This window comes from Bradyrhizobium sp. LHD-71, assembly GCF_031157255.1.
Taxonomy (GTDB): domain Bacteria; phylum Pseudomonadota; class Alphaproteobacteria; order Rhizobiales; family Xanthobacteraceae; genus P52-10.
The window spans coordinates 43,425-56,035 of sequence record NZ_JAVIFX010000020.1 but is presented as its reverse complement, the minus strand read 5'-3'; the positions used below and the strand labels follow the sequence as shown (position 1 = coordinate 56,035).

The following is a 12,611-nucleotide window of genomic DNA, read 5'->3' as shown; positions in this document are numbered from 1 at the left end:
CGTCGCTAGACCGCGCCAGCCTCTTCCGGCGTGAACTCATAGACGGAGGAGCAGAACTCGCAGGTCACCACAACCTTGCCGTTCTCGACCATATCGGCGCGGTCCTTGGGCGTGAAGCGCGCGAGCATCGCTGCGACCGCCTCGCGCGAGCAGGAGCATTTCGCTTGCACCGGCTGCTCTGCGAACACGCGCACCCCGCGCTCATGGAACAGGCGGAACAGCAAGCGCTCACCCGACAGATCCGGATCGATCAGTTCCACGTCCTCGACCGTCTGCATCAGCGACTGGCCCTCGACCCATGCATCGTCCTCACCAACGACGTGCGGCGCGGTGCCTTTCGGCGCATCGCCCGGATCGAGATCGGCCTGACGCGCGCGCTCCTGCGACTTGGGCAGGAACTGCAGCAACAGGCCCCCGGCCCTCCAGCGATGTCGCGGGCCGCCCTGTCCGCGCAGCTCCTCACCGACGGCGAGCCGCACACGTGTCGGGATCTGCTCGGAGCGCAGGAAGTACTCGTGCGCCGCAGCCTCGAAGTCGCCGCCATCGAGCGCCACCAATCCCTGGTAGCGGCTCATGTCCGCGCCCTGGTCGATGGTCATGGCCAGATGGCCCTTGCCCAGCAGTTCGCCCGAGGTTTGTCCGGGCTTCAGCCGGCTCGCATCGAACCGGGCATAGGCGCGCAGGCTGTCCGGCGCCGTGAAGTTGACGACGATCATCGAGACCGGACCGTCCGTCTGGGTCTGCAGGATGAAGCGCCCGGCGAACTTCAGCGACGATCCGAGCAGGGTCGTCAGCACAATCGCCTCGCCCAGCAGCTTGGAGACCTGCGTCGGATAGGCATGCTTCGCGAGAAGCTCGTCCAGCGCAGGGCCGAGCTTGATCAGCCGTCCCCGCAGATCGAGCGAAGCGACTTCAAACGGGAGCAGCGCGTCGTGCAGCGGGGCAGCCGACGGCGCTCGAACGATACTTTCATCAGCCATTACGGCATCGCCGCGTTAAGGCACCAGGCCAGAATACCCTTTTGCGCATGCAAGCGGTTTTCGGCCTCATCGAACACCACCGACTGCGGGCCGTCGATGACCTCGTCCGTCACCTCGTCACCACGATGCGCGGGAAGGCAATGCATGAACAGGGCCTCCGGTTTCGCCAGAGACATGAGCTGGGCGTTGACCTGGTAGCGTCGCAACAAATTGTGACGATGCTCGCCGTCCTTGTCGCCCATCGACACCCAGGTGTCGGTGACGACGCAGTCGGCGTCGCGCACCATCTTCTCCGGATCGGAATGCAGCTGCACCGGCGCATTGTTCAGCTTGATCCAGTCCTTCAACGGCTTCTTGGGCGCCAGTTCCGGCGGAGACGCGACGTTGAGCTGGAACTCGAACCGCTGGGCCGCATGCACCCAGGAGGCGAGCACGTTGTTGTCGTCGCCAGTCCAGGCAACGGTGCGGCCTTTGATCGGTCCGCGGTGCTCCTCGAAGGTCATCACGTCCGCCATCACCTGGCAGGGATGCGACAGCCGGGTCAGGCCGTTGATCACCGGCACGGTCGCGTGCTCGGCCAGTTCGAGCAGCGCGTCGTGGCTGAGGATACGGATCATGATCGCGTCGACGTAGCGCGAGAGCACGCGGGCGGTGTCGGCGATGGTTTCGCCGCGGCCGAGCTGCATCTCAGCGCCGGTCAGCATGATCGCCTCGCCGCCCAGCTGGCGCATGCCGACGTCGAACGAGACGCGCGTGCGCGTCGACGGCTTCTCGAAGATCATGGCAAGCGTCTTGCCGACCAGCGGCGGACGCTCCGCGGCACCGTTCGCATCCTTGCGCTTTTTTTTCAGCGCGATGCCGGCATCGAGCATCGTGCGCAGGTCGTTTGTCGGCAGCGCACTGATGTCGAGGAAATGGCGAAGCTGCGAGCTCACGTCAGGCTGCCCCTCGCTTCGTGGCCTTGCTCAGCCGCGCACAGGTCTGCTCGATCCGTTTCACAGCCTCGTCGATCTCCGCCTCGCTGACGATCAGCGGCGGCAGCATGCGTACGACGTTCTCGCCGGCCGCCACGGTCAGGAGCTTCTCGTCACGCAGGGCATTGGAAAGGTCCGCCGCCGGAATCACGGCCCTGAGGCCGATCAGCAACCCTTCGCCGCGCACCTCGCTGACGATGTCCGGGTAGCGATCGCAGACGCCGGCAAGCTTCTGCTTCAAAAGCAGCGACATGCGCTGGACATGCTCGATGAAGCCGGGAGCCAGCATCACGTCGAGCACAGCATTTGCCGCCGCCATCGCCAGCGGGTTGCCGCCGAAGGTCGAGCCATGCGTGCCTGCGGTCATGCCCTTCGCCGCCTCGGTCGTCGCGAGGCACGCGCCGATCGGAAAACCGCCGCCGAGCGCCTTTGCCAGCGGCATGATGTCCGGCGTGACGCCGGTCCGCTTGTAGGCGAACAGCTCACCGGTCCGGCCCATGCCGGTCTGCACCTCGTCGAACACCAGCAGCAGGCCGTGCTGGTCGCACAATTCGCGCAGAGCCTTGAAGAACTGGGGCTGCGGCGCGCGGACGCCGCCTTCGCCCTGCACCGGCTCGATCATGATGGCGGCGGTTTCAGGACCGATCGCCTTCTTCACCGCCTCGATGTCGCCGAGCGGCACCTGGTCGAAGCCCGCGACCGGCGGACCGAAGCCCTCGAGATATTTCGCCTGGCCGCCCGCGGCGATGGTGGCGAGCGTACGCCCGTGGAACGCGCCTTCGAACGTGATGATCCGATAACGCTCGCCCTTGCCGCTGGCGTACTGATACTTGCGCGCCATCTTGATCGCGCATTCCACCGCCTCGGCGCCGGAGTTCGCGAAGAACGCAACGTCGGCAAAACTCGCCTCGCAAAGGCGGCGGGCGAGCGTCTCGCCGTCCGGCATCTTGTAGAGGTTCGAGACGTGCCAGACCTTGCCGAGCTGCTCAGTCATCGCCTTGACGAGGTACGGATGGACATGGCCGAGCGCGTTGACGGCAACGCCGCTGCCGAAATCGAGATAGCGATCGCCATTGGTTGCGATCAGCCAGACGCCCTCACCGCGCTCGAACGCGACATCCGCCCTGGCGAATACGGGAAGCAGATGAGACTGGGAAATCTGGCTCATGGCGACCTGGCTTTGGTTTAGGGTTTCACGCGGGGCGCGCACCGCACGGCCGGCGCATCGATCGCGCCGGGTTTGGCGTATGCCGGAAATAAAAGTGCCGCCCTTCCAAGGCGGCACGTACAGGAACATTCTATTGGCGGCCCGCAAACTGTCAACACCGCGCGGCAGGGCCGCACCGATCCCACGGAGTCGCAGAAAAAGCCGATTTTACTGGTTTCTGCACAGATCATGTGGGAATTCACAGGTTCGGACTCTTGCGCCCGAGTCACGCCATATTGTAGCGTTTGCACCATCAGACACGACATCTCGTGCAGCGTTTCTGCCCCCTTTTTGTCGCTTGAGTCAGGCGTAACGTCCGGTTCGTCATCTAACGATTCCGGCGAGGGAGGAAGGATTCAGCCGCCGGGGCTGGCGAGTTAGGGAAGATTCATGACGATGAAAGATGAACTTTCGGGATGGACTGAGCCTCGCGTGGAGCAGCTGAAGAAGCTCTGGGAGGCCGGGCTTTCAGCAAGCCAGATCGCGGCGGAACTGGGCAACGTGACCCGCAACGCGGTCATCGGCAAAGTGCACCGGTTGGGACTCTCGGGCCGCGCGAAAAGCCCCTCCTCGTCGGTTCCGCGGCCACGTAAGGCGCGTCCGGCCCAGCACATCATGCGCATTTCCCGTCCGGTCTCGCGCGGCAACACCGCGCTGGCGCATGCATTCGAGATGGAAGTCGAGGCCGATCCCATCGCCTACGACAATGTCGTGCCGATGAGCCAGCGCAAGACGCTGCTGGAGCTCACGGAAAACACCTGCCACTGGCCGGTCGGCGATCCAGGCGGCGCGGACTTCTACTTCTGCGGCGGCAAGTCGCTATCCAGCCTGCCGTACTGCGCGCATCATTCGCGCATCGCCTATCAACCGGCGGGCGACCGCAGACGGAACCCGCCGAGGACTCGCTAAGGTCTCCGACTGCACCGTCCGTTCATTCAATTGTCAAACAGCCAAGTCTGAGCCCGCCGCAACCAGCTGCGCCGGATTGCTTTGTCGCAGCCGCCTCATGAGGGTGGTTTCAGATATTCTCGATCTTCAGCACCGATGCCGTCTCAGCGCGGATACGGCGGCAGGCATCAGCATCGGTCTTCAGGTCGATGCCGTAGGTCGGGATCATCCGTTTGAGCGTCGGCAGCCAGCCATCCTGGGTGAGGCGGTCCGCGAAGCAGGTCTGGAGCACCTCCATCGCGATGAAGGCGGCGGTCGAAGCGCCGGGCGAGGCGCCGAGCAGCGCGACCAGCGATTTGTCCGTGGCTGGTACGAGTTCGGTGCCGAACTCCAGGAAGCCACCTACCTCCTGATGATAGGGCTTGATGATCTGTACGCGCTGACCGGCAACGGCCTCTTTCCAATCGGAGCGCGATGCCTTCGGGAAGAACTGCTTCAGCGCAGCGAATTGATGGGACGAGCTTTGGAGCACCTGCCCGATCAGGTATTCGGTCAGCGCGATGTTGTTCTTTGCGACGTCGAGAAGCGGCAGGACGTTGTCGAAGGTGATCGATCGAAACAGATCGCTCAGGGATCCGTGTTTCAGGAATTTCGACGAAAAACCCGCATAAGGGCCGAAGAGCAGCGACTTCCTGCCGCCGACGATTCGCGTGTCGAGATGGGGGACGGACATGGGCGGCGAGCCGGTCGCGGCCTTGCCGTAGACCTTGGCTTCATGTCGTGACACGACCGCGTCGACATCGCAGCGTAGCCAGATGCCACTGACAGGAAAACCGCCATAGCCGCGCCCTTCGGGAATGCCGGACATCTGAAGGAGATCGATGGAATCGCCGCCGGCGCCGATGAAGACGAATTTCGCCGAGGTGCTCTGGCGCGTTCCGTCATCCGTGTCCTCGACGGTCACACGCCAGCGGCCGTTGACCTCGCGCTCGAGCCCGACGACCTGCCGGTTGTAACGCACCTGGAAGCCGGTCAGCCGAGAAAGCTGGGCGACGAGAAGATGCGTAAGCGCGCCATAGTCGACATCAGTGCCCGTGATGATGCGCGTCGCGGCAATCCGCTCGTCAGGGCCGCGCCCCTCGACGATCAACGGCGCCCATTGTGCGATCATCGCCGGATCCTCGCTGTACTCCATGCCATGGTAGCAGTGATGTGCCGACATCTCCTTGTGGCGCTCGCGGAGGAACGCGATATTGGCGTCGCCCCACACGAAGCTCATGTGCGGACAAGGATGGATGAAGGCGCGTGGATCCGGAATCGCGCCCTTGCGCACCAGATGCGCCCATAGTTGCCGGGAAGTATCGAACTCGGTGTTCACCTCCAGCGCCTTGGAGATATCGACGGTGCCGTCCGGGCGCTGCGGCGTATAGTTGAGTTCGCAGTTGGCGGCATGACCGGTGCCGGCATTGTTCCAGGACTGTGAACTTTCCTGCCCGCAATCGGCGAGACGCTCAAACATGAGGACCGAAAGCGACGGTTCAAGCTCCTTCAGAACGGAGCCGAGCGTTGCGCTCATGATGCCCGCGCCGATGAGCACGACGTCGGGATTCTCAACAAACTTCGTTGGCATAGAGGGGCTCCCGGCCATCAGCTTGCACGTTTGGAAGGGACAAAGCCGAGATCGGCGCCTTCCTCGTAGACGACATAGGCGCGCCGCCACGGATCATCGCCGATCAGGCGCCACTTGTGGCCGGAGCCGGTGTTGTCCTGGGCGATAAGGACGTCACCCGGGCGGATGGTGAAGGTCGCACCGGACCTGGTTTCAAATTCGAGAGTGCCCGAAAGGGTAATGACGAAGCGTGGGACCGGATCCTGGTGCCATTCGAACGAGCCGCCGGAAGCGGTCTCACGGAAGGAGATGTTCTTCGCCGCGGTCAGCTTGCCGATGAAATCGCCGCGCGCTCCCTCGGCGAGGGCAATGGTGCCTTCCTCAAAGACGGAGGAGCCGTCCTCGCCAGTCCACATTCTCACGCATCGGATCATGGTTTGCTCCCGTGTTTCACGCGCCGGCGAGACCGTGACCGACCATGGCAAGGGGTTTGATGGTCTTGTCGAAGAGCGCGGCGTCGACCTTGCCGGAGGCCAACGCTGCCTCGCGGAGCGTCGTACCTTCAGCGATCGCCTTCTCGGCGATATGAGCGGCGTTCTGGTAGCCGATGATCGGCGAGAGCGCCGTCACGAGCATTACGCTATCCTGGACATATTCATCGATCTTGTTGCGGTTCAGCTCGATGCCTTCGACCGAGAACTCGCGGAACCTCGCGCAGCCATCGGCAAGGATGCGTGCCGAATGCAGGAAGTTGCTGATGATCACCGGCCGCATCGCATTCAGCTCGAAATTGCCCTGGCTGCCGGCGAAACCGACGGCGGCGTCATTGCCCATGACCTGGATTGCGATCATCACGATGGCCTCGCACTGGGTCGGATTCACCTTTCCAGGCATGATCGAGGATCCGGGCTCGTTCGCAGGAAGCAGCAGTTCGGCGAAGCCGCAGCGCGGTCCTGAAGCCAGCCAACGTATGTCGTTGGCGATCTTCATCAGCGACACAGCAAGACCGCGCAGGGCGGCGTGCGCCCGCACCATCGGGTCCAGGGAGCCCTGGGCCGCGAACTTGTTCGGCGCCGTCACGAACGGCCTGCCGGTGAGTTCAGCGATCTTCGCAGCAACATCCTTGGCATAGCCGGCAGGCGCGTTGAGGCCGGTGCCCACGGCGGTGCCGCCCACCGCGAGTTCGTAGAGTCCCTTGCGGCTCACCTCGATGTCAGCAAGCGCTGCGCGGATCTGCCCAGCCCATCCGTACCACTCCTGTCCGACGGTCAGAGGCACGGCGTCCTCCAGATGAGTGCGGCCGATCTTGACCACGTCCATCCAGCCATCGGCTTTGCGCTCGATCGTCTCGGCGAGTCTCTTCACCTCGGGCACAAGCATTGTGTCGATTGCTTCGACCGAAGCCACGTGCATGGCGGTCGGAAACGTATCGTTAGACGACTGGCCCATGTTCACGTCGTCGTTCGGGCCTACGGGCTGCTGCGAGCCGAGCTTGGCACCGAGAAGCTGGATCGCGCGGTTCGAGATCACCTCGTTCACGTTCATGTTGGACTGCGTGCCCGATCCAGTCTGCCAGACGAAGAGCGGATAGTGGTCGTCGAGCTTTCCAGCGATCGTTTCCTCGGCCGCGTGGACGATCACGTCCCGCTTCCAGTCCGGCAGCCGTCCAGCTGCGGCGTTCACGAGAGCGCAGGCTTTCTTGACATAGCCGTAGGCGTGGTAGAGCTCTTTGGGCATCCGGTCGCCGCCGATATTGAAGTGGCGCAGCGACCGCTCAGTTTGCGCCCCCCAGTAGCGGTCCGCTGGAACGTCGACCTCGCCCATGGAATCGAACTCACGCCGAACGCCGGTGGCAGAGATTCCGATCGGCAAGTGAAGATTCGCGTGGGCGCTCAAGGCAGCGATTTGTGCCATTGGCGGTCTCTGCTCCGTTGTGGCCTCGGCTCAAGCCATCTCGCTGATCATCAGTCCAAACACAGGCGCAGACCATTAAGTTGGGAACTCGAAATTTAAACTTATAGCGCCTACTGCGATTGGCGCGTCGCGCACTGATGCGGCTGACACCAACACTTTTAATAGGATTTACTACGCGCCCGTCATCTATGAACGGCAATCGCATCGGCCCGCGACTCTTGGCAATTGAAGAAGTGCCGGCTCAACGTGTGCAGGTCGAACACGAGCATCCGAAGTGATCGGTGATAGGTTCAGTCGCCGATATTGTGCGCCTCAACGTCATGTCGATTCCGCGATGAGCTCATGGGTGCGACGAACGCTATGGACCCTGTCTGATCCGCGATCTGCGGGTTTGCGGACGCTTGATTAGAGACTAGCGTGACGCCCCGTGGCTCGTGTACGGCGGGACGTCACCGTCGACGTCAGCAACCATGTCACGAACATTGGTGGTTGCGGACTGCTACATCTTGAGGGGCGACGATGACTGAGATGAACTCGGGAAACGACCAGATCGTCGAACCGGCGAAGCCCGTCCCGACCGGCCGATGGCTTGAAGTCTTCGCCGTCTTCCTGCGGCTCGGCCTGACGTCGTTTGGCGGGCCTGTCGCGCACCTCGGCTATTTCCGCGATGAATTCGTGGTGCGACGGCGCTGGCTCAGCGACCGGGCTTACGCCGATCTCGTCGCGCTCTGCCAGTTTCTGCCTGGCCCGGCATCCAGTCAGGTCGGTCTCGCCATCGGCCTGTCCCGTGCCGGCTATCCGGGCGCGCTGGCAGCCTGGACTGGATTTACGCTGCCATCCGCCATCGCGCTTGTTCTGTTCGCTTATGGTGTGAGCGCCCTGGGCGACGTCTCAGGCGCGGGTTGGCTGCACGGCCTCAAAGTGGTCGCCGTCGCCGTTGTCGCGCAAGCCGTGCTCGGGATGATGCGCTCGCTGACGCCGGATCGCGAGCGCGCGACCATGGCGGTGATCGCCGCCGCCATCGTGCTTGCCGTGCCGAGCGCATGGGGTCAGATCGGCGCCATCATTCTTGGAGCCCTTGCCGGAATCACCCTGTTGCGTGCGGAGGCGCCGAGCGATCAGGCCTCGCTGCCCCTCAGCGTCAGCCAGCGCACCGGCTTCATCATGCTCGGTGTCTTCTTCGTGCTGCTGATAGGACTGCCGCTGCTCGCATCGGTCGTGCCGACGCAGAGCGTGAAGCTGTTCGATTCATTTTATCGAGCGGGCTCGCTCGTTTTCGGCGGCGGACATGTCGTGCTGCCGCTGCTTCAGGCATCTGTCGTCCCTCCGGGCTGGGTCACGAACGATGCGTTTCTCGCGGGATATGGCGCCGCTCAGGCGGTCCCCGGTCCGCTGTTCACGTTCGCAGCCTTTCTCGGCGCTTCGATGGGACCGGAGCCGAACGGCTGGATGGGAGCCGCCATCTGTCTCGTCGCCGTGTTCCTGCCGTCGTTTCTTCTGGTCGTGGGCGCGCTTCCGTTTTGGGAGGGCTTGCGACACCGCCCGACTGCGCAGGCCGCGCTCAGGGGCGTGAACGCTGCGGTCGTCGGCCTGTTGCTTGCGGCGCTTTACAATCCCGTTTGGACCGCAGGAATTCTCAACACCGGCGACTTCGCGCTCGCGGCCGCGGCATTCCTGCTGCTCGTCATGTGGCAGGTGCCGCCATGGTTGGTGGTCGTGCTGAGCGCCGCCGGCGGCGCGGCGCTCGCCATGGTCTAGAGCGCTTTCCGATTAGTTGAATCGGAAAGCGCTCTAGATTCGTTTGTTTGGTCGCATTTTCTGCGGAAAACCGGTGTCCACTTTTGCGGAAAATGCTCTAGAGGCGGCTCGCGCGGAGCTTAAGACTGCTCGACCTTGCCGAAGCGATCGTCGAGCGCGTAGCCGGCGCCCCGCACGGTGCGGATGGGATCGATCGCGCGGCCGGAGTTCAAGAGCTTGCGCAGGCGGCCGATATGCACATCGACCGTGCGCTCATCGATATAGATATCGCGCCCCCAGACGCTGTCGAGAAGCTGCTCACGGCTGAACACCCGTCCTGGATGCTCGAGGAAAAACTCCAGCAGCCGATACTCGGTCGGGCCGAGTTCGATCGGCGCACCGGCGCGCGACACCCGGCGCTTCTCCCGGTCGAGTTCGAGATCGCCCCACGACAGAACATTCGCCATTCGCTCCGGCGAGGCGCGGCGCAAGAGACCGCGCACGCGCGCGAGCAGCTCCGGCACCGAGAACGGCTTGACGATGTAGTCGTCGGCACCGGTCGCAAGGCCTCGCACGCGCTCGCTCTCTTCGCCGCGGGCAGTCAGCATGATGATCGGCAGTTGCCGGGTCTCCGGACGTGCTCGCAGACGGCGGCACAGCTCGATGCCTGAGAGGCCGGGCAGCATCCAGTCCAGCACGACCAGGTCTGGCACCCGCTCCTTCAGCCGCGTATCGGCCTCATCACCGCGCCCGACAGTCTCGACCTCGTAGCCTTCCGCATCGAGATTGTAGCGCAAGAGCGTCGTCAGCGCCTCTTCGTCCTCGACGACCAGAATCCGTGCGTTCATGGTTCTCCCGCAACTCTGTTTCAATTACCGGGCACGACCGTCGCAAAATTCGACGGCTCGCCGCGCGGGCGTGGGCTCTGAAGCTGCTGCCCTTCGATCATGTAGAAGACCGTCTCGGCGATATTGGTCGCGTGATCGCCGATCCGCTCGATGTTCTTGGCGCAGAACATCAGATGGATGCAGAACGAGATGTTGCGCGGATCCTCCATCATATAGGTGAGAAGCTCGCGAAACAGCGAGGTGCAGATCGCGTCCACTTCCTCGTCGCCCTTCCAGACGGTCATCGCCGCCGGCAGGTTGTGCGCCGCGTATGCGTCGAGCACGGACTTGACCTGGGACTGGACCAGCGTCGTCATATGCTGCAGGCCGCGGATCAGCTTGAGCGGGTTGAAATCACCGTCGAGCTGACCGACGCGCTTGCCGATGTTCTTGGCAAGGTCGCCGATCCGCTCCAGATCGGTCGCAACGCGCAAGGCGCCGACGATCTCGCGCAGATCGATCGCCATCGGCTGCCGCCGCGCAATGGTCAGCACTGCGCGCTCTTCGATCTGATGCTGCAGCTTGTCGATCTCCGCGTCGAGCGCCACCACCTGGCGTCCAAGCGTCACGTCGCGACGGACCAGCGCGTCGACCGAATCGACGATCTGCCGTTCCGCCAGGCCGCCCATCTCGGCGACCAGCCGGGAAAGCTCCTGCAGATCGACGTCGAATGCTTTAGCGGTGTGTTCTGAGGCCATTGCCGTATCTCTCCGGGAACGGGTCAGCCGAACCGGCCCGTAATATAGTCCTGCGTGCGCCGGTCTGACGGCGAGGTGAATATCTTGCTGGTCTGATCGAACTCGACCAGCTCGCCGAGGTACATGAACGCCGTCTGGTCCGACACGCGCGCGGCCTGTTGCATATTGTGCGTGACGATGGCGATCGTGTAGTCCTCTTTCAGCTCACTGATCAGTTCCTCGATCTTTGCGGTCGATATCGGATCGAGCGCCGAGCAGGGCTCGTCAAACAGGATGACCTCGGGTCGGACCGCAACGGTGCGCGCAATGCAAAGGCGTTGCTGCTGACCGCCGGACAGGCTCAAACCGCTCGCGTTGAGCTTGTCCTTCACCTCGTCCCACAGCGCGCCGCCGCGCAGCGCCTTCTCGACCCGCTCATCCATTTCGGACTTTGAGAGCTTCTCGTAAAGGCGAACGCCGAAGGCGATGTTCTCGTAGATGGTCATCGGGAACGGCGTCGGCTTCTGGAACACCATGCCGATGCGGGCGCGCAACAGGTTCAGATCCAGCTTCGGGTCGAGAATGTTGGTTTTGTCGAGCAGCACCTGGCCGTCGGCCCGCTGACCCGGATACAGGTCGTACATGCGGTTGAAGATGCGCAGCAGCGTGGACTTGCCGCAGCCCGACGGACCGATGAAGGCCGTCACCCGGTTGGTGCCAAGCGTCAGGTTGATGCTCTTCAGTGCCTTGCTTTGTCCGTAATAGAAATTCAGGTCGCGCACCGTGATTTTCGGCGGAGCATCCGGCATCGACAACGGCGGTGCCGAAGCGTGCGGAAGGTCGACGGAGACATTGAGATTGTTCATTTACTCGTCCTCTCGGCGCCGAGAATGCGCGCACCGATATTCAAGGCCAGAACTGCAAGCGTGATGATCAGCGCGCCGGCCCAGGCGAGCTGCTTCCAGTAATCGTATGGGCTCTGCACGAAATTGTTGATGGTGACCGGCAGGTTCGCCATCGTGCTCGTAAGGTCCAGGCTCCAGAACTGGTTGCTCAGCGCCGTGAACAGGAGCGGCGCGGTTTCACCGGCAACGCGGGCAGTGGCGAGCAGCATACCGGTAACGATCCCGGCGCGGGCAGCGCGATAGGCGACGCGACGGATCACCAGCGACCGCGGCAGGCCAAGCGCGGATGCGGCCTCGCGCAACGGGTTGGGTACGAGCAGCAACATGTCCTCGGTGGTGCGCACCACCACCGGAATGACGATCACGGCCAGCGCCAGCGAACCGGCAAGCGCCGAGAAGCCGCCCATCGGAACCACCACGGCACCATAGACGAACAGGCCGATGATGATCGAGGGCGCACTGAGCAGGATGTCATTGATGAAGCGCACGACGGAGGTCAGCCGGTCATACCGGCCGTACTCGGCCATATAGGTGCCTGCAAACATGCCGAGCGGTGCGCCGATGCCGACGCCGATGATCGTCATCAAGAGTGATCCGACGATCGCGTTCAACAGGCCACCGGAATTCGATCCGGGCGGCGGCGTCATCTCGGTAAAGACCTGCAGGCTGAGGCCGGCCAAGCCGTTCCAGAACAAGGTGAACAGGATCAGCGCGAGCCAGCTCACGCCGAACAGCGCGGCTCCCAAGCAGAGCACGCGGATGACGATATCCAAGCGGCGGCGCCGGGCATAGATTGGATTGACGGCAGGCATGTCAACGGCGAGTGTCGTCAT

At 63.3% G+C, this 12,611-nt stretch carries 12 protein-coding genes; 2 read left to right on the top strand and 10 right to left on the bottom strand.

Annotated features, from left to right (window positions below; translation table 11 throughout):
* Positions 1–5 precede the first annotated feature (5 nt).
* Genes RCO31_RS21570 through RCO31_RS21560 form a run of 3 tightly spaced genes read right to left on the bottom strand, consistent with a single transcriptional unit; the run spans position 6 to position 3,122 of the window.
* Positions 6–980, bottom strand: a complete 975-nt coding sequence (locus RCO31_RS21570) for an Hsp33 family molecular chaperone (RefSeq protein WP_308970562.1) — start codon at positions 978–980, stop codon at positions 6–8.
* The gene (gene argF / locus RCO31_RS21565; protein WP_308970561.1) at positions 980–1,915 is read right to left on the bottom strand and encodes an ornithine carbamoyltransferase; all 936 of its coding nucleotides are present in this window, start codon (positions 1,913–1,915) and stop codon (positions 980–982) included. The genes RCO31_RS21570 and argF overlap by 1 nt, the downstream gene beginning before the upstream one ends.
* Before the next feature lies 1 nt (position 1,916).
* On the bottom strand, positions 1,917–3,122 hold the full coding sequence (locus RCO31_RS21560) for an aspartate aminotransferase family protein (RefSeq protein ID WP_308970560.1): 1,206 nt from the start codon (positions 3,120–3,122) through the stop codon (positions 1,917–1,919).
* A gap of 435 nt (positions 3,123–3,557) precedes the next feature.
* Here RCO31_RS21560 and RCO31_RS21555 point away from each other — a divergent pair, with 435 nt between their 5' ends.
* Complete coding sequence (locus RCO31_RS21555) at positions 3,558–4,070, top strand: GcrA family cell cycle regulator (protein ID WP_374991523.1); 513 nt, start codon at positions 3,558–3,560, stop codon at positions 4,068–4,070.
* A gap of 109 nt (positions 4,071–4,179) precedes the next feature.
* Here the strand turns inward: RCO31_RS21555 and mqo are convergent, their stop codons facing one another.
* From mqo to fumC, 3 genes are read right to left on the bottom strand one after another with little or no spacing between them, the layout of a single operon-like run.
* Positions 4,180–5,679: a malate dehydrogenase (quinone) gene (gene mqo, locus RCO31_RS21550; protein WP_308970558.1), complete on the bottom strand. Its 1,500-nt coding sequence runs from the start codon at positions 5,677–5,679 to the stop codon at positions 4,180–4,182.
* 17 nt (positions 5,680–5,696) lie between these two features.
* Positions 5,697–6,074: a cupin domain-containing protein gene (locus RCO31_RS21545; protein ID WP_308970654.1), complete on the bottom strand. Its 378-nt coding sequence runs from the start codon at positions 6,072–6,074 to the stop codon at positions 5,697–5,699.
* Positions 6,075–6,108: 34 nt separating this feature from the next.
* Entirely contained in the window at positions 6,109–7,572 is a 1,464-nt protein-coding gene (gene fumC / locus RCO31_RS21540) for a class II fumarate hydratase (RefSeq protein ID WP_308970557.1), read from the bottom strand.
* A 528-nt stretch (positions 7,573–8,100) separates the two neighbouring features.
* Here fumC and chrA point away from each other — a divergent pair.
* On the top strand, positions 8,101–9,330 hold the full coding sequence (chrA, locus tag RCO31_RS21535) for a chromate efflux transporter (protein WP_374991522.1): 1,230 nt from the start codon (positions 8,101–8,103) through the stop codon (positions 9,328–9,330).
* Between the two features lie 119 nt (positions 9,331–9,449).
* On the opposite strand, the gene phoB is transcribed toward chrA, so the two are convergent.
* The 4 genes from phoB to pstA are packed head-to-tail and all read right to left on the bottom strand — an operon-like array spanning position 9,450 to position 12,611.
* Complete coding sequence (phoB, locus tag RCO31_RS21530; protein WP_308970555.1) at positions 9,450–10,157, bottom strand: phosphate regulon transcriptional regulator PhoB; 708 nt, start codon at positions 10,155–10,157, stop codon at positions 9,450–9,452.
* A 20-nt stretch (positions 10,158–10,177) separates the two neighbouring features.
* On the bottom strand, positions 10,178–10,894 hold the full coding sequence (gene phoU, locus RCO31_RS21525; protein WP_308970554.1) for a phosphate signaling complex protein PhoU: 717 nt from the start codon (positions 10,892–10,894) through the stop codon (positions 10,178–10,180).
* 23 nt (positions 10,895–10,917) lie between these two features.
* On the bottom strand, positions 10,918–11,739 hold the full coding sequence (gene pstB, locus RCO31_RS21520) for a phosphate ABC transporter ATP-binding protein PstB (RefSeq protein WP_308970553.1): 822 nt from the start codon (positions 11,737–11,739) through the stop codon (positions 10,918–10,920).
* Positions 11,736–12,611: a phosphate ABC transporter permease PstA gene (gene pstA, locus RCO31_RS21515; RefSeq protein WP_308970552.1), complete on the bottom strand. Its 876-nt coding sequence runs from the start codon at positions 12,609–12,611 to the stop codon at positions 11,736–11,738. Before pstA ends, pstB begins: the two co-directional genes overlap by 4 nt.